This window comes from Streptomyces sp. NPDC001514 (assembly GCF_053597075.1).
Genome location: NZ_JBSFHO010000060.1, coordinates 1 through 18,788, shown reverse-complemented (window position 1 = coordinate 18,788; position 18,788 = coordinate 1). Strand labels below are relative to the sequence as shown.

General features: G+C 71.7%; 16 protein-coding genes. All 16 read right to left on the bottom strand.

Going from position 1 to position 18,788, the window contains the following annotated elements; genetic code table 11:
- Positions 1–1,444: BTAD domain-containing putative transcriptional regulator (locus ACWCXB_RS35585; protein ID WP_450728482.1), on the bottom strand; the 1,444-nt coding region annotated here is incomplete at its 3' end.
- Positions 1,445–1,621: 177 nt separating this feature from the next.
- Complete coding sequence (locus tag ACWCXB_RS35580) at positions 1,622–2,137, bottom strand: phage tail protein (protein WP_450728480.1); 516 nt, start codon at positions 2,135–2,137, stop codon at positions 1,622–1,624.
- A gap of 21 nt (positions 2,138–2,158) precedes the next feature.
- Positions 2,159–4,099, bottom strand: a complete 1,941-nt coding sequence (locus ACWCXB_RS35575) for a putative baseplate assembly protein (RefSeq protein WP_450728478.1) — start codon at positions 4,097–4,099, stop codon at positions 2,159–2,161.
- Positions 4,096–4,521, bottom strand: a complete 426-nt coding sequence (locus tag ACWCXB_RS35570) for a GPW/gp25 family protein (protein WP_328395478.1) — start codon at positions 4,519–4,521, stop codon at positions 4,096–4,098. The genes ACWCXB_RS35575 and ACWCXB_RS35570 overlap by 4 nt, the downstream gene beginning before the upstream one ends.
- Positions 4,522–4,526: 5 nt before the next feature.
- Positions 4,527–4,808, bottom strand: coding sequence for a PAAR domain-containing protein (locus ACWCXB_RS35565; RefSeq protein ID WP_189881482.1), 282 nt, complete (start codon positions 4,806–4,808; stop codon positions 4,527–4,529).
- Between the two features lie 82 nt (positions 4,809–4,890).
- Positions 4,891–6,744, bottom strand: coding sequence for a VgrG-related protein (locus tag ACWCXB_RS35560; protein WP_450728476.1), 1,854 nt, complete (start codon positions 6,742–6,744; stop codon positions 4,891–4,893).
- Positions 6,734–7,516 carry a CIS tube protein gene (locus tag ACWCXB_RS35555; protein ID WP_450728474.1) on the bottom strand — a complete coding sequence of 261 codons (783 nt, stop codon included), beginning with the start codon at positions 7,514–7,516 and terminating at the stop codon, positions 6,734–6,736. Before ACWCXB_RS35555 ends, ACWCXB_RS35560 begins: the two co-directional genes overlap by 11 nt.
- 5 nt (positions 7,517–7,521) lie before the next feature.
- Positions 7,522–7,962 carry a phage tail protein gene (locus ACWCXB_RS35550; protein ID WP_450728472.1) on the bottom strand — a complete coding sequence of 147 codons (441 nt, stop codon included), beginning with the start codon at positions 7,960–7,962 and terminating at the stop codon, positions 7,522–7,524.
- A gap of 46 nt (positions 7,963–8,008) precedes the next feature.
- Positions 8,009–10,510, bottom strand: coding sequence for a hypothetical protein (locus ACWCXB_RS35545; protein WP_450728470.1), 2,502 nt, complete (start codon positions 10,508–10,510; stop codon positions 8,009–8,011).
- A 6-nt stretch (positions 10,511–10,516) separates the two neighbouring features.
- Positions 10,517–10,672 (bottom strand): DUF6760 family protein, encoded by a 156-nt coding sequence (locus tag ACWCXB_RS35540; protein WP_450728468.1) that lies wholly within the window; start codon positions 10,670–10,672, stop codon positions 10,517–10,519.
- Positions 10,669–11,154 carry a hypothetical protein gene (locus ACWCXB_RS35535; RefSeq protein ID WP_450728466.1) on the bottom strand — a complete coding sequence of 162 codons (486 nt, stop codon included), beginning with the start codon at positions 11,152–11,154 and terminating at the stop codon, positions 10,669–10,671. Before ACWCXB_RS35535 ends, ACWCXB_RS35540 begins: the two co-directional genes overlap by 4 nt.
- Positions 11,155–11,161: 7 nt before the next feature.
- Entirely contained in the window at positions 11,162–11,605 is a 444-nt protein-coding gene (locus tag ACWCXB_RS35530; protein WP_100110404.1) for a phage tail protein, read from the bottom strand.
- 40 nt (positions 11,606–11,645) lie between these two features.
- Positions 11,646–13,229 carry a phage tail sheath family protein gene (locus ACWCXB_RS35525; protein WP_450728464.1) on the bottom strand — a complete coding sequence of 528 codons (1,584 nt, stop codon included), beginning with the start codon at positions 13,227–13,229 and terminating at the stop codon, positions 11,646–11,648.
- 114 nt (positions 13,230–13,343) lie between these two features.
- Entirely contained in the window at positions 13,344–16,553 is a 3,210-nt protein-coding gene (locus tag ACWCXB_RS35520) for a phage tail protein (protein WP_450728462.1), read from the bottom strand.
- Positions 16,554–16,717: 164 nt separating this feature from the next.
- A complete protein-coding gene (locus ACWCXB_RS35515; RefSeq protein ID WP_450728460.1) occupies positions 16,718–17,431 on the bottom strand; it encodes an eCIS core domain-containing protein in 714 nt (237 codons plus the stop codon).
- A 151-nt stretch (positions 17,432–17,582) separates the two neighbouring features.
- On the bottom strand, positions 17,583–18,788 hold a 1,206-nt coding region (locus tag ACWCXB_RS35510), incomplete at its 5' end, for an ATP-binding protein (protein ID WP_450728458.1).

The window sequence follows — 18,788 nt, the reverse complement described above, 5'->3', positions numbered from 1 at the left end:
CACCAGGTCCCCGGCCAGTCGGCACAGCCCGGCTACGACGTTGCCGGGGACCTGCCGCCGCCCGGTTCCGGCCGAGTTCCACCTCGGCCAGCGCGTGGGCCGCCCGCACCGCCTGGTTGCGGTACCGCTCACGGATCGGCACCACCCACTCGGCCGGGCCGTCCTCCGGCAGCAACTCCCCGGTGTAGAGCCGCAGGGCCCGCCCCAACGCCCCCGCCGCCCGGTCCGCGTCCCCGCGCGCGGCCGCCCGCAGGCCCTCCCCGGCCGCGGCGTCGAAGGCCTGTACGTCGCAGCTGCCCCCGGGGTCCAGCACCAGCATGTACGCCTCGCCCGACCGCACCAGCAGCTGGGCCCTCCCCCGTCCGGTGCCCGGTTCCAGGACGGTCCGCAGTGCCGAGACCGCGACCTGCAGTCCGCGTCCGGCCGTATGGGACGGGCTCTCCGGCCACAGGGCGGCCATCAGCTCCTCCCGGTGGACGGGCCGCCCCGCGTGGACGGACAGCAGCCGGGCCAGCGCCCGTACGCGCGGCCGGGTGCGGCTCCAGTCCAGCGGACGACCCGCCAGTGTGGCCTCGTACCGTTGGAAGCAGCGCAGGAACAGCGACGGGGACGTCTCCGCACCGGAGTGGTGCGCGGTGCCCGTGTGCCGGTCCGGTCGTGCGCAGCGCCGGGCCAGGTGCGCCCGCAGCAGCGGCACGTCGGTCTCCAGGCCGTACTCCTCGGCGAGTTCCGGCGCGTCGGCCCCGTCGTGGCCGCCGGGGTCATCGGGTCCCCGTTCCATCACACGCACGAGCCGGGGCGGTAACGCCTCCAGCACTTCCCGGTCCAGATAGGTGCGCAGGGCGGCGGACTCCAGCGGGTCGCGGCCCGCGAGCACCGCCGGCCTGCTGAGGCTGAGCACACCGGGCCAGCCCTGGGTGAGCTCGGCGAGCTCCCGCGTGACCTCCGGGGCGTCCGGGAAGACGGAGGCGATCTCGCTTTCGCCCAGCCGCAGTTCACGCGCGCGCAGCACGGCGGTGTCGGCCAGTTCCAGCCGGGTGAGGTTCAGGGCGGGCATCCGACGGCCGGCCAGGATCAGCCGCAGGTTCCGCGGCGCCAGCACGGCCAGTTCCTCCAGCAATGCCTCGGCAGGGCTGCCGTGCACGTGGTGGACCCCGTCGACGAGCAGCAGGACCGGATCCGCGCGGTGCTCGACCGCCAGCAGGACGGACTCCACGGACACCGGGTCGGGCAGCTCCAACTGCCTTCCCAGACTGGCGAGCAGCGAAGGCACCCCGAGGGTGTCACGGCACGGCCGCCAGTGGAGCACCTTCCCGGGGAAGGCGTCCGCGGTCCGCGTGAGCAGGGTGGTCTTGCCGTACCCGGCGGGAGCGACGAGCAGCGTCAGCGGTGCCGTCCCCCGAGCGAGTCCCGGCACCAGCCGCTCGCACACCGTTTCGTGCATAAAGGCCTCCTCCCCCGACAGGAGGTCAAGGATGGTGCTCACTCTCCGCACCGGCGGAGTAACTGATTACCCCATATGGGCTTGGGCGTGCAACATGCGTGCTTCCCTGGGCGTTCCGTGCGCCCCTGGTCATTCGGGGCCGCGGGCCGGGCGACGGCGCGCAGGGCGTACGCCCCGCTACGGCTCCGCGACCACCTCGACGGTGAACGGCAGGTGCACCGGCCGGTTGCGGGCCACGAGTGCCGACACGGCCGCCTCGTCCACCGACTCCGCGTCGGGGACCCGCAGCCGCACGGTCAGGTGCGGCTGCGGCGCACCCGGGAGCGGGGTCAGCGCGGTGGCCGACCACACCGTGCCGCCGCTGTCCTCGATCTCCGGGGTGACCCCGAAGACCTGGCGGATCTGCTCCGCGAGTCCCTTCGCGGTGCCCCGGGTGGCGTGCCCGGGCACCGCTCCGCGCACCTCGCCCTCCGCGCCCACCCAGGCCGCGAGCAGCGCCAGGAAGTCGTCGGGGGCCAGGCGCGGGTCGAAGTACGCGGGAAGGCTGTCGAGCACGCCCAGCACGGGCGCCAGGACCTCGTCGAGGGCATCCGTGAGCCGCTGGACGAGGTCGTCGTCCGCGTACACGCCCGGCAACTGGGCTCCCAGCGGATGCCTGGTCCGCAGCCCCGGCACGATCCGGCGCTCAGTCACCACCGGTCACCTCCACTCGTGTCACACCACCCGCACCTGGTGGTCGTAGCTGAAGACCAGCGAGCCCGCGTCAAGCGTGATCCGCTCCGCCGGTTCGCCGCGCCGGCGGGTCTGAAGGTCCGCAGGGAACAGCCGTACGCTCTCCACCGCCTCCACCCCGGCGACCTGCTGGAGCACCGCGAAGACCTCCCCGCTGTGCACGGCCCGCCCGAACGGCCAGCCGTTCCCGTCCGGCCCGCCGGTGAGCGGGTTCAGACGCTGGTACAGGGCTGCGAGCGCGGCCCGCTGCACCCGGGCGGCCGGGACGCCGGCCGCCGCCTGGAGCACCGCGACCACCGTCACGCCCTGGTAGTACGGCGGCTCGACGACCAGCCGTGCGCCCAGCATGCGCCGCGCGTCCAGATACGCCGCGACCCGGGCCAGGAGCTGCTCCGGGCAGGCCATCTGCCCGAACTCCAGGCGTCCTTCGCCGTCGTCCTCGGCGGCCGGGACCAGCAGCACCCGTACCCCGCCCGCGCCCGCGTCCACGCACCGGACCCGGGCGATCTCGGGGGCCGTCTGCCTGGTCAGGTACTCGTAGTCGTCGGCCGTCACGGCCCGCTCCCGGGTGCGCAGCGCCGACGCACCGCGCAGCCGGGCGTTCGCCACGTCCTCGCCGTCGACCCCGCCGCTCGCCGCCCGCCGGTTCTCCACCCGTGCGATGTACGGGATCGAGCTGCGCAGCACGGCGAGGGCGCGGCGTGCCACGTTGCCACGCCGTCCGCCGCCTGCGAGATACGAACGGACCCGCACCGGGACGCCCTTGGCGGGAACGGCCCCGTAGTGGCGGAGGGTGCCGTCGGCCTGCCGTACCGCCGGGCCGAAGCCCACCTCACCGGTGCTTCGGTCCAGTCGTATGTGCCGGTCCAGGGGGCCGGATTCGCCGAAGTGCTCGACCTCGGTCCACTCCGTCCAATCACCTCCGGGGGCCGCGGTCTCCACGACGAACGGCGGGCCGCCAGCCACCACGGGAGCCCGGTCCAGCGTGAACGTCTGGGCGGGCACGCCTTCGGAAACCCCGAGGATTTCCTCGCCGGCCCGCTCGGCGTGCACGGCCGGGGCGGTCCCGCCGATGGTGAACGCCTCGGCGGACAGCAGCTCCGGGGTCGCCGAGTACGTACGCTGCCCCTCGACGGGGGCCTGCACCACGCACCGCAGCCAGCCTGCCCGCTGCCGGGCCTCCACGGAGGCCAGGTGCCCGGCGGGCAGCTGGACCAGTACGTCGCCCGGCCGGTTGAAGCCGCCCGTGCCGTCGCGGTCGACCTCGCAGGGGGTCCAGCCCTCGGCCGTCCATGCCTCCCAGGCCAGCGGCGGGTGTTCGGGGTCGATGCCGTGACCGGCCACCGGGAAGTCCAGCCGCAGCGCCACCACGCAGGAGGGCGCGGCCCGAGAGAGGCCGAAGAGCACGGCGTCGCCGGGGCGCGGCACGGCGGAGAAGCAGGGCACTCCGTGGCCTCCGGCCAGCTCGGGCCCTTGGTCGGCGGCCACGGAGCCCGGTTCTCCGGTGACGACGGCGAGGGCGGTCAACTCCACGGGGACGACGACCAGTTCCCGGACCGTCGAGAAGACCACCGCCTCCTCGGTCTCGGTGCGGTGCGTGGCGACTTCGGTCCCCTCCCGCACCTGCACGGTCTGGTCCTGCGGCGCCGACAGCCAGAAGGTGACGTCGGTGCGAGCGGCCGTGGGCGGGTGCAGGGTGAGCCCGATCAGGTCGAGGAACGCCAGGTGGTTCTTGTCCGGGACCCGGTTCAGCCGGTAGATCAGCTGATCGGTCATGTGCGCGAAGGCCTCGATCAGCGTGACGCCCGGGTCGGAGACGTTGTGGTCGCTCCACTCGGGGCAGCGCTGCTGCACCATCCGCTTGGCCTCGTCGACGAGGTCCTGGAAGCGACGGTCGTCGAGATTGGGTTCGGGCAGGCTCACCGGTCACCTGCCTCCGCGGAGCCGTTCTCGTGTGCGGGAATCACATAGAACGGAAACACCAGGTTCCGGGGGTCGTTCGTGCCCCGGGGCGCGTACCGGATGTCGATGTAGAGGGTGCCCTCGTCCTGCGCGTCGAAGGTGACGTTGACGTCGACCAGATCGATCCGCGGCTCCCAGCGCTCCAGCGACAGCCGCACCTCGTACGCGAGGTGTGCGGCGGTGGCCGCGTCGGCGGGCGCGAAGACGTGGTCGTGGATCGCGCACCCGAACTCCGGGCGCATGGGCCGCTCGCCGGGCGCGGTGCCGAGGATCAGTCGCATGCTCTCCTCGATCTCCCGGTCCCCGCCGACCAGGGCCACGGCCCCGGTCGCGTCGGTCCGTACCGGAAAGGCCCAGCCGGAGCCGATGAACTGCTCTCCCACCGCCCTCAGCCCCCGATCAGCACGGTGACCGCGCCCATGACGATCGGCGCCCCGCACGCGGCCAGGTCGCCCACGCGCGCGGCCGGCATGCCGCCGATGAGAACGGTGGGGCAGCCGGGCGGGGCGATCGCGGACGGAGGGTGCACGGCCGGGGGCGGGAACGAGCAGATGTGGGGGGTCGAGACGACGGCCGCGGGCATCCCCGCGATGAGCACGGTGGGCACCCCGGGCGGCCCGATCACCCCCGGGTGCCCGGTGGGGTCACCGACGCGTGCGGCAGGCGGCATCTCGTATGACTCCTCAGGCTGGTTGATCAGTTTGTTGATGCGGTTCGTTGATGCGGTTCGTTGATACGGCTCGTTGATGCGGCTAGTTGATGCGGACGAGGGTGGCGCTGATCGAGCAGCTGGCACCGCCCTTGATCTCGGTGCTCGCCTTCCCGTCGACCCCGACGGTGGTGCCCTTGACCTCGACCTGGCCGTTGGTCTGCAGCTTCACCGCGCCCGCGCCGCCGTCGACGTCGACCCCGGTCTGGGCCTTGACCTGGACGGACTGACCGGACAGTTCGAGCTTTCCGGTGCCGGCGTCCATGCTGATGCCCTGCTCGGCCTTGACGGTGACCTTCTCCTTGGCGGTGATCTCGACCTTGCCGTCGCTGTGCACGGTGACGGAGGTGGCCTTCTGGTCGAGGTGCAGGGTGAGTTTGCCGTCGCCGGTCGCCAGGCGTACGCCCTTGGGCCCGTTCGCGGCGTCCAGCAGCTCCAGCCGGTTGCCGGAACGGGTCACCAGGGAACGGCGGTTGGTGGCCCCGCTCGTTGAGTCGACGAGCGCGCAGTCGTGCTCGGACGGCTTGTCCTGGCCGTTGTAGAGCCCGCCGAGGACATAGGGATGGTCCACCCGGCCCTGTTCGAAGCCGACCAGCACTTCGTCGCCGACCTCCGGACCGAAGATGCCTCCGCCGCCCTTGCCGCCGAGGTCCGCGGTCCTGGCCCAGTCGCTGACGTACTCCCCGTCCAGCCAGGGGAAGGCCAGCTTCACACGGCCCCGGCCCTCGGGGTCCCGGGTGTCGGTCACCGTCGCGTTGACGAGCCCGCCGATGCGGTCCTGGGGGAGTCCGCCGCCCCCGCCCGAGGCGAGCCCGTACAGCGAGCGGTTGGAGCGGCCGCCGACCGTGATCCACGTCTGGTAGCCGCTGTCGGGGTCGAAGACGTGCCGGCTGCCGGAGATCGTGTACTTCCCCTCGAAGGGCGCCCCGACGTTGGCGAGGGTGACCGCCGTCCCGGCGCGCAGCTGCGGAATCCCCATGGCGACCGCGTCGAGCTCCGCGAACGAGGCGGCGAGGTCGGCGGCGAGCGCCTTGGCGGCCTGGTCGGCCTCGGCCTGCGTGCCGTACGGGGTGTCCGTGGCCAGGAAGACGGCCTTGCCGAAGGGGTCGGCGGCCTGGCCCGGGGTGAGCCCGAGCTGGAGCCGTTCGCTGCGGTCGGCGGGAGCCCGGCCGACAACGGCGGCCTTGGCCTGCACGTCCCAGCCGCGCACCTCGACCTGCTGGACCTGGTCGCTGGCGGTGACCGCGGCATGGCAGCGCAGCAGGTTCCGCCCGAACTCGAGCACGTAGGGGCTGGCCTGCGGCCGGGTGGAGGTGGCGGGCGCCGTCTCGGCCCTCGCCGGATCCCGGAAGGTGAACTTCCCGTCGACGACGGCGACTTCGGCACCCGCGAGGTCCGCCAGCCGGTGCAGGAACTCCCAATCGGTGATGCCCGGCTGGGCCAGGTGCTCGTACACCGTGGTCGTGGAGTCGACCCCGCCGATGGGCAGCCCGGCCCGCTTGGCCACCTGCACGGCGATGTCGGAGGCGGTCATCTGCCGGTACCCGGCGACGCGGCGGCCCCGGAAGAACCGGTGCGCGTGGTCGAGCCCGCGGACCACGGTGAAGGTGCCGGTGGCGTCGAGGTCGATCTCGACGGCCGTGACCTCGCCCGACACCAGGAGCTGGCGCTGGGGATCGTCCCCGGCGCGCGCGTACAGCTTCATCGGCGTGCCGATGGTGATGCCGGTCTTGGGCAGCACCAGGTGGTGGGGGTCGCGGAAACGCACGACGAACAGATCGGGCAGCTGGGTGGAGTCGTCGACGTAGGCGGAGACGATCAGTTCGGCGACGGGCGCGGGCAGCGGCTGTCCGTTCACCTCGACGGCGAGGGTGTTGGCGAAGCTCTCACCGGCCATGCGGGGCCCCGATCTCCTCGGCGGCGGGCAGCAGCAGCTCCGTCCCGGGCGCCAGGCGCATCGGGTCGTCGATGCCGTTGGCCTCGGCGATGTCGCGCCAGGCGGCCGAATCTCCGTACTCCCGCCAGGCCAGCAGCGCGAGCGTGTCCCCGGAGACCACCCGGTGCACCCGGCGGGCGGCCAGCGCGCCCGAGGTGGGGTTCTGGCCCGGCACGGGCCCGCTGATCTCCTCCAGGGTCACCTGGCAGGTGGCCCGGATGGGCAGGCCGCCGGGCGTGAACAGGGTGTACTTGGCCTGCACTTGGCTGACGTACCCGACGAAACCGGTGAGCCCGCCCCAGTGGAAGATCACCCACGGCGGCACGCCCTGCTGCTTCTGGTGGGTCTGGTCGGTGGGCACACAGCAGGACAGCAGCGACTCGACGGCCGACACCACGCTGTCGTCCTGCTTGCCGGTGGCGTCGAAGAACATCTCCAGGGTGAGCTTGGACGGCCCCGCGCCCTTGAACTCCGCGGGCCCGGCCTTCTTGGCGCCCTTGGCGGTCTTCCGCTCCCACTTGGCGGTCTTGGCGAGGGTGAGTTCCTTCGGGTTGAACTGGAAGTCGATCTGTCCCATGCGCGGGCCGGGGGTCGTCGTCCCGCCGTCGGCCGGGGGCTGGCGCAACTCCAGATAGGCCCGTTCGAGCTTGGGACGGGAGCCGCTGCTCCCCTTCGGATCGGCGGGTCCGGGCGGGGCCGCGGAGGCGATGAACGCGACAGGTTGGCCGGCCATGTGCCTCAACTCCCCGCGTGGAGAAAGCCGTGGTGGGCGATCTCCAGGGTCTCGGTGGCCACCTTGACGTTCTCCGGGCTGAGGGACGGCCCGGTCCAGCGCACGGGGACCACGTCCATCAGGCTCCAGCGCGCCACGACCGTGCCCTCGACGGTCATCGCGCTGATGTGCGCGGTCTTCCGGGCAGCGCCGTTGATCATGCCGGACAGCCAGGCGGTGACCTTTTCGGTGTCCTTGGTGACGGGCCGGCTCAGCTTGATGTTGGAGTACTTGATCCGGGACGGCAGCTGCCAGACGTAGCCGTTGTTGCCGCCTTCCTCGCGTTGCTCCATGACCACTTCGCAGCCGAGGCCTTCACAGCTGTTGAACGCCCCCAGGTTGATGTTGTCGATCTCGACCGTGAAGCACACGCTCACGGCCGGGTCCGGCTGCTGGTTCTGAGCCATGGCTTCCCTTCAGGACTTTCGGTGACGTTCAGTGGCGGGGGTCGAGTCAGTGACGGGGGTCGAGTCGTACGCCGGCCCGCTCCCGGTCGAGCCGCAGCTCGGCGCGGAGCAGTCGGCTGAGGGGCCCGACGAGCCGCCGGACGAGCTCGTCGGTGGACTCACCGCCGCCGGGAGCGGCGGGGGCGGCCGGGGCGGCGGCCTGTTGCCCTGCCTGGGCAGGGGGTGGTTGTGGCGGTGGGGGCGGCTCAGGTGCCGACGCCGGTTCCGTTGGCGGTGCCGGTGCCGGCTCGGGTGCTCGCTGTACGGGAGCGGGCGCGGGTGCCCATGACACCGGCACGGCCGCGGGCGACGCGGGCGGTGGTTCGGGCAGCGGGACGCGCTGCAGAGGCACGGACGGGGGTACGGGCCCGAGCTCCCACGGCACGGACACCGGTACGGGTCCGAGCCCCCAGGGCACGGACGCGGGCGAATCGGGCGCCGCGGATCGCTGAACGGGCAGGGGCGGCGGTGCCCAGGGCAGCGGCGCGGCAGTGGGGGGTACGGCCACAGACGGTGCGGCCGTCGTCCCGACGGGCCTCGGCACTCCCGGCTCCGCCCGCACGGATCGCTGCACGGGTGCGGGAGCGGCGGGCGAGGGTACCCAGCTCACCGGCACGGCCGCGGGCGGTGGTTCCGGGCTCGGGACCTCGGTGTCAGGCCCGGGCACGGGTGCGGACTGCAGCTCAAGTCCGCGCTCCCCCACGAGCCCGGCCACGGTCTCCGGCCCCGGCTCCGGAACCAGGGGCAGCTCCTCCACGGCCCGCTGAAGCGGGGTGGCCCGTACGACGGTCAGCGGCTCCTCCTGGCGCTGAACGGGAACGGGTACCGCGGTCGGTTCCTGCGCGGCCGCTGGCAGGGCCTCCGGTGGGGCAGACACGGGCACCGCCGACTCGAGTGCCGGAGGCGGAGCCGATACGGGTACGGGCGCGGGCGCGGGTACGGCGGGCAGCGGAGCCCCGAGGCCCAGCCGCCGGGGCGCGGGGGCGGCGCCCGGTGGGACAGGAGGCTGCAGCTCCTGTCGCTGTACGGGCGCGGGTCCCGGCACGGACGGCAGCGGGACCCCCAGTCCGACCCGGGGGGCCGGAGCGTGCTCCGGCGTCCCTGGTGATGGAGCGCCCGCAGGGCTGAGCGGCTGCTCCCCCACCAACGGGCGCTCCGCCGGCGGTTCGGCAACCGTGGCCGGGAGCTCCTCCCTCAAGCGCTGTACCGCGGGCCCCTCGTGGCGGACGTGCCGCTCCATCGGCCGGTGCGGGGACAGCGGCGCGGGCGCCGGAGGTACCGACGGCTCCGAGGCTTCGGGGGCCGCCGGGGGCCGTGCGTCCACGGAGGTCATGGGCTGCTCCCCGATCAGGGGCCGCTCCTCCGTCTCCACCACCGGATCGGCAGCGGCCTCCTCGACCGTCTGGAGCTCCGGCTGAGGATCAGGTCTCGCATCCGGCGGATCCAGCGGATCCATGGGAGGCGAGGGCATGCTCGGCCGCTCCTCGCGCGGGGGGTCACGCAGTGGGTCGTCAGCCACCCTCTGCACATGCTGCACAGGAGCCGGAGCCCGTTCCGGCTCCACCGAGGGCCCCTCCGGGACGTGCGAGACGTGCCGGTGCTGCCCGTTCCCCGGGGCGCCCGGGAGAGCTGGGGCGATGACCGGCAGGACGGGATACTCCGCCGTCAACGAACGCTCCTCTCCCCCGGGAGGGGCCACGTCCTGCGCCCGCTGCACCGCAACAGGCGCGACCGGAGCGAACGTGTCTGCGGGCCCGGCCGCGAAGACCGACCGTTCCCCCACCAGGGGTTGCTCGAGGTCCGCGGAAGCCGCCACCGCCTCGGGTCCCGGGTCGGGTCCCAGGTCAGGTCCCAGGTCGGGCTGCGGTCCCCCGTCCAACCGCTGTACCGGCACCGCCTCGCGCGGCGCCGTCGGGGTGGGAACCGCCGGCAATGACCTGACCGGAAGCGACCGCAGCGGCAGCTCCACCGCCCGGGCCACAGTCAGCGACTGCTGCGGCGCGAGCGGAACCACCACAGGAGCCAACGGTGTTACGGGGGCGACCGCCTCCGTGACGCTCCCAGGAAGGGCCTCGTCGACCGACGGAACCGGCCGGTCCGACTCGACCGGCCGGGTGGCCGCAACCACCTCGTCGTCGGCCGCCTGCCCCACCGGCCGCCGATGCGGCGGCACCTCTCCCGCCCCCGACGACTCCCATCTCTGCACGGACGCAGGGCGTTGACGCGGCTCCAGCACTCCACCGACGACCCCCGCCGGCGCATCCGCGCTCACCGCATGCCCCAGTCGGCGCTGCAGCGACGGATTGCGCCAGGAGGCCAGCGAGTCGCCGAATCCCTTCGGGTCGCTCACCAGGTCCGGTGCCCCGAACGTCATCCGCTGCACCGGCAGTTCACGCCAGCCGCCATCGGCCTCGCGAGGCGGCACGGCGGTCGGCGCCGTGTCCGGCCCCGGGCCGGCCGGGGGCGCATGTGCGCTTCCCCGGAACCAGCTCCGCAGCGCGTCGAACACCACCGATCACCGCCCCCCGGCCAGCCGGTTCAGCCGGGCGATCTGGTCGACGTACCGGCGCCGCTCAAGGTGTTCCAGGTCGAGGATCACGTCCATCGGCCAGTGGAAGTGGTAGGCGATGTACGCGACTTCGTCGTACAGCTGCTCCGTCGCGTACGTCACGATTCCCCCAGGCGCCCACCACCCGCAAGGTCGACCGCGAAGGCCGTGTCACACGACGGGCATGTCACCTGCGCCCGGGTGTGCCCCTCGGCGTTGATCCGCCGGTAGAAGTCCTGCAGGAACGCCAGATCCGAGGCGAACAAGTCCTCGATGACACCCGCGTGGATGTCCGTCACCGAGCCGATCCGCTCCACCACCCGCCCCAGCAGCACCACCGACAGATACGCAGGGTTCTCGCGCACCCTGTCGTCCCGAAGCGGTACGAGCTCGTCGCGCGCGGTGGCGAGCCGCATCACCCCGCTGCGGTGCACCCGCCCTGCCTCGTCGACGTATCCGCGGGGCAGTTCGAAGGTGAACTCGGTCCGCATCGAGTCGGCTCCGCCCCCAGCCGGGGCCTGGACCGCCTCGACCGCCTCGACCGTTTCGGCCCCCGCCTCGGCCTTCTCCCCGGCGGCGGCCGTCGGCGTAATCTTCCGTCGCATCAGGCGATCACGCCACGTCCATCTGCTCGTACGTGATGACGAGCTTCTCGGTCAGGACACTGGTGTCGCCCGCCTTCAGCGAGCTGATCTCCAGGCTCTTGGGCCAGGCGTTCACCAGGGTGTAGCGCTTGATCGCCTGGCCTTCGTAGTCGAAGACGATGATCGCGCCGCCCTTGCGGGCTGTGCCCATCTTCCCGAACCGGGCGTCCTTGATCCATTTTTCGAAGTTGTTGTCCGCGGTCAGACCGCGCGTCAGCGTGACCTCGCCCGCCTTCGGCCGACCCGGCAGCTTCTTGATGACGTACTTGCCGTCAGCCGTGTTCTGCTTCAGCTCGATGACGTCCTGCTCCATCTTCAGGCCCGTCACCTCGTTGATCTGCTTGATGACGACCCCGTCGATCTCCAGCCCGAAGGAGTGACCGACCGAGGTGTCCATGTCCGGCAGTGCCATGCCATCCGCCCCTTACCTGCTCATGCTCTGCTTGGCTGCTCTACTCGTTGACGAGGCTGGTGCCGCCCGAGAACTGGGCCAGCCGGAAGATCACGAACTCGGCCGGCTTCACGGGCGCGATCCCGATCTCGCAGACCACCTGACCGGCGTCGATCCCCTCGGCCGGGTTCGTCTCGCGGTCGCACTTCACGTAGAAGGCCTCGTCGGGCGTCAGCCCGAACAGGGCGCCCCTGCGCCACTCGTTGACCAGAAAGGCCGAGATGGTCCGCCGGATACGGGCCCACAGGGCGTCGTCGTTCGGTTCGAAGACCACCCACTGGGTGCCGATGAGGATCGACTCCTCGATGTAGTTGAACAGCCGCCGGACGTTGAGGTAGCGCCAGGCCGGGTCGGACGACAGGGTCCGTGCGCCCCACACCCGGACTCCGCGTCCCGGGAAGCTGCGGATGCAGTTCACGCCGATCGGATTGAGCAGATCCTGCTCGGCCTTGGTCAGATGGACCGCCAGGTCCACGGCTCCCCGCACGACCTCGTTCGCGGGCGCCTTGTGCACGCCGCGGCTCTCGTCGTTCCTGGCCCATACGCCCGCCATGGCCCCGCTCGGCGGGACGAACTTCGTCTGGTTCGGGGCCGTGGGGTCGGCCACCTTGACCCAGGGGTAGTACAGGGCGGCGTACTTGGAGTCGTATCCGGCGCCCGTCATCCGCCAGTCCTTGACCCGCTGCGGCGAGAGATCAGGCAGCGGGTCGACGATCGCGACGCGATTCCCCATCAGCTCGCAGTGGGCGATCATCGCCAGCTGGACGGCCTTGACCCCCTCGGCATCCAGCGCGCCCTGCTGGTGGGCGCTCATCAGGTCCGGCACGGCCAGCATCGTGATCTCGTCGATGGTCTCCAGCCCGCCGAACCCGGTCCGTTCGTCGGCGCTGCCGACGTAGTCGGACGGGCTGAGGACCGCCGGAACGGCGGCCGGAGCGGCGGGCGCGGGCGCCGGGGCGAGACCCACCGTCTGGTTCTCGGGCCGGGCCAGCGCCTGCGCGGGACCGGCGTCCTCCACGGTGATCAGCCGCGACTTGTCCCGTACCACCGTCACCACGTAGTTGCGCTGGCTCCGCTTGGCGGAGACCTCCCAGGCCTCCTCGACCCGGTCCCCGCGCTTCACGTTCAGCGTGAAGGCGTCCTCGCCCGGCGACTCCCCCTTGGCGTCCGACACCTCGACAGCGATCCCCTCGCCCGTCCCCTCCAGGGCGGCGACCTGGAACCCGCCGAGCGCACTGCGCGGCCCCGCGGGCAGCGCCCCGGTCTTCCCCCGCTTCCCGGCAGCGGCCGCGGGCCGCGACTCCTGGGCGGCAGGCGCGGCGTCCCCGCCGATCCGTACGACGTAACAGGTCCCGCCCCCGTTGAGGAAGTAGGCGTAGACGGCATGGGCCAGGTACGACCCCTCCAGGAAGTCCCCGAAGGTGGAGGTGAACTGGCTCCAGTTCGTCACCAGGGTCGGCGTATTGTACGGCCCCTCGGCCGCCAGCCCGACGAAGGCGGCCACGGCGGTCCCGACGCCTTCGATCGGGCGCGAGCCGGCCTCGACCTCTTCGACGTAGACGCCTGGTGACAGGTACGACGGCATCCTGGCCCTCCCCTGGAACGTAACGGTCGCCCCAAGCGTGCGCCGCGTGGCCCTTCAAGGTCATGACCTGTCGTACGGCCCTGGGGGAATCCCGGGGTGCCCCTTCGGGCACCTCTACTTCAGCTCTTCGCCGTGCTCGTCGCGGTAAGGCTTGCCGTCGATGGACTTCTTGTCGCTGCTCTCATGAGAGCTGCTGAAGCCCGTCCCGACCCAGCGCATGTCGACGTAGTTGTACGTCTTGCCGCCCGCGCCCTTCGACCCCTTCGACAGGTTGTACTCCTTCGTCACCCACTTGAGATTGGTCACGTTGGTTGCGTGGCTGCGTCGCTCGTCGTCTCCAACGTTGTTGCCGCCCTTGGTCACCCAGTGCTCGGCGATCGACTCGTCGTGATCAACGTGGTACTGGACCTTGCTCAGCCATTTCGACGTGAACTGCCGCTTCTCATAAGCCTCAAGTGCCGAGGTAGGCAGCAGCCCGGCCGCAATGTTCCGACCGATTTCCTCATGGGCCTCAGTCCGGCTGAGGAAGCCATGAGCAATCAGGTCGACCAGCGGCATGAAGTGGTCGACCGCAGCAGCATTCACCTGCTTCTGCACGCTCTGCCAGGCACCGCCTGATACGTACAGCCGGGTCCTCACGCGCTTGTTCTGAAGCATGTGCGGCGGGAGGAAGCGCTTGTCAGGAATGACCCCGCCTGCGAGCTTCGCCGGGTCCGTGTCGTCCTCCGGGTTGACCTTCACATGGACCTTGTACGAGCCACCTGGCAATTCGACGAGGTCGATTGCGGTCAGCTTGTAATGCGTCTTGATGGCGGGAAGAGCCGTGCGCACCGACCCTGGGGTCGCGCCTTGTCTCTTCAGCTCCCCAAACGCCGCAGCCTTGGCACCCTGGACCGCGGCCGCCTTCTGCTCGGGCGTCCGGTTGTCCTCTTCCCCCTTCGTTCCTCGCAGCTTGGACAGGACCTTCTTCCCCGCGTTGACGATCTTGTCGATGACCCAGTCGACCGCCTTCATCACCGGCGCCTGGACCTTCTGCAGGATCTCCTTGATCTTCGCCGAGATGCCGCCCAGGCCCAGCAGGCTGGCCAGGAAGTCCAGGACCACCGGGACCGCCTTCGCCAGGCTCTGCTCGATCAGGGCCGGGACGCCTCCGCCACCGCCCCGGGCGATGCCTTCGATGGAGTCGAGGACGGAGTCGACGAAGCTCTTGATCTGCGCCGCGCGGTTCACGAAGAACATCACCACGTCGTAGATCGCCTTGCAGGCCCGCACGAACGCCGACGCCGGGTTCAGCAGGGAGACGATCCAGGTGATGCCCGCCGTGACGATCTTCTCGGTCACGAAGTCCTTGATCGCGCCGACGACCGTGTCCTTGAGGTCGGACAGCTTGTCGACGATCCACTTCCAGAGGCCGCCGACGCCCTCCGTCACCAGGACCTTGACCATCTCGAAGCCGGTCTCCAGGGCCCCCATCGCACGCTCGCCGATCCGGGCCACGATGCGGGCGCGGATGTTCGCCCAGGTCAGGCCGAGGATGGAGAGGATCAGCTTGATGATGCCCTTGGCGTCGAAGGTTTCCGGGATCTCGATGCCGCCCGCCGAGAGCTGGCCGAACAGCCACTGCTTGAGGCCGCTCTTGAGGTGTTCACCGATCCGCGCGGCGAAGCCCGTAACGCCCGCCTTGACCGCGTTGACGAGGTTGCCGAGGAAGCCGATCGGGTTGGAGATGATCTTGTCGATCGCGCCGGCGGCCCGGGCCAGGACGCCGAGGAGCATGTCCTTGAGCTTCAGGACGGTCGCGGCGGTCTCCGCGATCGCGTCCTTCGCCTTGCTCAGCAGGCCCTTGTTCTCCTCCTGAAGCTTCTTGATCTCCTCGTCGAGGTCGCCCCGCGCCGCGACGTACTTGTCCGCCAGGTCCTGCACCAGGCTCTGGGACTTCTCCGAGACCGACGACTCGAGCTGCTCGAACTCCCCGCCGATGTCGTTCGCCGCCTGCTGCGCGAACTGCTGCAGATTCTTGGGCTGTTCGGCGACCTTTTCGGCGATCTTCTGCTTGCCTCGCGCGATCGCGTTCGACGCGTCGGCCAGCCGCTTGCCGATCAGGTCCGCGATGTTCGAGATGACCGCCCGCATCTCGCGCTCGTAGACCAGTCGCGCCTCGGCGAAGATCTGGTTGGCGCGCGGCGGCGGGTCCAGCACCGCGTCGGCGAGCCAGCGGGCCGCCCCCGTGATGCCCGAGTAGCGCTCGTCCTTCCAGGCCTTCATCTTGGTCTGGTGGTCGGTGTCGAAGGCCGCCTTCGCCGCCTTCTGCCCGTTGTCGAACGCCGTCTCGACCTCGGTGTCGAGGGCGCCGAGGATGCCCTCGACCTCCTTCTTCGTCGTGTCGAAGATCCCCCTGATCTCCGCCGCGACGCGCGCCCGCTCCTGCTCCTCCTTGGACTGCGCGGCGCCCTGGCCGGCCGCGACCTGCTGCGCGGCACCCGCCTTCGCCGTCTTCATTGCCTGGATGCCCGCCGGGCCCGCTGCGGCCGCGCCGCCCTGCTCTGCGGCGACACGGACGGCCTCGTTCGCCCGGAACTGCTCGGGTGCCGTAGCCGCATGCTCGTCGGACGCCTTCTTCGCGTCCAGCGCCTCCTTGAACTGCGGCTCGTTGGAGTGCGCCAGTTGCTCCGGGGTGACCTTGGCCTCCGCCATCATGCCGTCGGTCTCCTTGGGCCCCGTACCCAGGTCGGTCTGCTCGGGCGGGGCCTTCGCCACCGCGGCCGCCTTGGGGTCCGGGGGCGCGAGGGTGGGCGGCGCGGGCTGTCCCGGCAGCGGGGTGACCGGCTTCTCGACGGCCTTCGACTCGTCGGGAGCCTTGGCGGTCTTCTCGGTGATGTCCTTGGCCGAGCCCTCCTTGCCCGCCTTCACCTGGCCGGAGACCTGGGACTTGATCTCGTCCGTCTTGCCCGACTGGGTAAACTTGTCGGCCTCGTCCAGGGTCTTGGGCGCCTTCGCCGCGATCGCGGCGGAGACGGCCGCGATGAAGGCCTCCTTGTCGAACGTGCCGGGCTTCGCCGCGCCCATCTCCCCGGCCTGCGCTGCCTTGGCCTGCGCCTCCTTGTCGTCCCCGGGCGGCTTCGCCGCGTCCTTCGCGGCCTTCACCTGGGAAGAGGTACTCGGATGGGCCGCCAGGGCGTTCTTCTTGACCCGGATGTCACCGGCGACCTTCTGGAAGCGCGGGTCCGTCTCCGGTGTCAGGCCTGTGGGGGCCACCGGCAGCGCGGAGCCGGAGTCCAGCCGCTGTACGGGTGCGGCGTTCGGCTTCGCCACGAGGCGGGCCACGGCAGCGTTTCCCGCACGGGCCTGCAGCCGTTGGACGGCTCGTGGGTCCAGTGGCCGAGGCCGGGTGGCCGCGCCCGGGCCGCCGTCCGGAGCCCGGCGCAGCGGCGCCTTTGTCTCCCGTGCGGGCTCATCCCCGGGGGCCCGGTCCGCTGTGGCCTTCACCCCTACTCCGCCGGGGCCTCGTCCTCTTCGGCCTCCTCGGCCGCCGCGCGCTGCACGAACATGCCCTGCACGGAAGCCTCCTGGCCCTCTTCGGCCTCCCGCTGCACGGGGGCTGCGGGAGCCACGGGAGCGGGGGCGGCCATGGCCCGTTCGGCGTTGGCCACGGCCTCCCGCTCGAACCGGTCGGACGGATCGCTGACCTTGATGCCGCCGGCGGTCTCGGTGCCGTCCACCGGACCCGACCGCTGCTGTACGACATGCGTCAGCTCGTGCGCCAGGGTGGTACGGCCCTGGTGGGAGCCGGGATCATAGGCGTCCCGCTGGAACACGACATGCGAACCGGCCGTGTATGCATGGGCGTTGACGGACTTCGCCGATTCATGCGCGGCGGAGTCCGTGTGCACCCGTACGTCGCCGAAGTCGTGCCCCAGCCGGGCCTCCATGTCGGCGCGGACCTCGGCGTCGAGCGGCCGGCCGCCACCCGAGTTCACCACGTCGTGAACGGAGGAGCGCTGCACCGCCGCCCCGACACCGCTGTTTCCGAGAGCCCGTTGCAGCCGCAGCATCCCGCCGGGGCCGAGCACATCGGCCCGCCCGCCGGCCGCCGCCTTGAGCAGCAGGGCATCGGGAGCGCCCGCGTTGTCCTGCTCGGCCTTGGGCCGCGGACCGGCCACGCACTCCGCGTCGTGCTCGTGGCCGTGTTCCTGTCCGTGCATCTCTCCCCCTGACCCGGGTGCCGCTGTGAGGGCTCGGTTCGCCTGGCTCACCTGCCACCATCCGCTGTGCGGCGCCCCTCGGGTAGAGGCCCCCGGTGCCCCCTGGGGGCAGGGCCGACTGCCCCTTCGGGCAGACGGCACCGGCCGACGGCTACCGCACAAGGCCCACATACGGCCCGAACTCACTCTCCAGGCACAGCCGGCCCAGCTTCCGGTACTCCCTCGCCACCGCCGCCACCAGATCCGCCATCGAGACCGGACGCTCCGCCTCTGCCGCCAGGTAGGCGGCCGTGACCGCCGCCGAGCGGATGTCGCCACCCGCCAGCTCGAACGCCCTTGCGCAGAAGGCCAGGTCAATGTCGCCCGCTCGTGGGAGCGCCGTGCCCAGACAGCGATCCCACAGCGCCTCTCGCTGCTCCGCGTCCGGCAGCGGGAAGTCCACCACCAGGTCCAGGCGGCGCGTGAACGCCTCGTCCAGGTTCGCCCGCAGGTTCGTCGCCAGTACCGCCAGCCCGTCGAAGGTTTCCATCCGCTGCAGCAGATACGCGCTCTCCACGTTGGCGTAGCGGTCATGCGCGTCTTTCACCTCGGAGCGCTTGCCGAAGACCGCGTCCGCCTCGTCGAAGAGGAGCACCCCGTTGACGCCCGCCGCCTCCGTGAAGATCCGTTCCAGGTTCTTCTCCGTCTCGCCCACGTACTTGTCCACGACCGTCGCCAGATCGACCGTGTACAGGTCCAGTCCCAGTGCCCCGGCGATGACCTCGGCAGACATCGTCTTGCCGGTGCCCGAGTCCCCGGCGAAGAGCGCCATCACCCCGCGTCCGCGCCCGCCGCCCGGCCGCATCGCCCAGTCCCCCAGCACCCGGTCCCGGTGCGTGGCACGCGCTGCCAGCTCCCGCAGCTGGCCCAGTACGCCCGGCGGGAGTACGAGGTCGTCCCAGCCCACCGCCGGCTGGATCCGGCGGGCCAGCCGCTCCAGGCCGGAGGTGTTCTGCGCCCGCGCCCCGTGGAGCAGTTCCGCCTCGCCCACCGGGCCGCCCGCCAGGACCGCCTGTTGCCGTGCCGTCGACGCCGCGCGCCGCATCTGCTCGGGGGTGAGGACGAAGGCCGCCACGGCGTCACCCCTGCTCCCGTCCCCCAACACCTTCCGCCAGAGAGCCGCCCGGGCCGCGGCCCCCAGCCGCTCGATCTCCACCAGCAGGGGCGTACGGTCCGACCACTGCGGGTCCCAGCCCGCCTGGCCTGCCAGCACCACCGGCAAGGGCAGCGCGGCCAGGGCCCGCAGCAGCTCCAGCCGCTCCGCCAACGCCTCCACCGGGGCGGCGATCAGGCCCGCCCCTGCCAGCTCGGCCTCCCG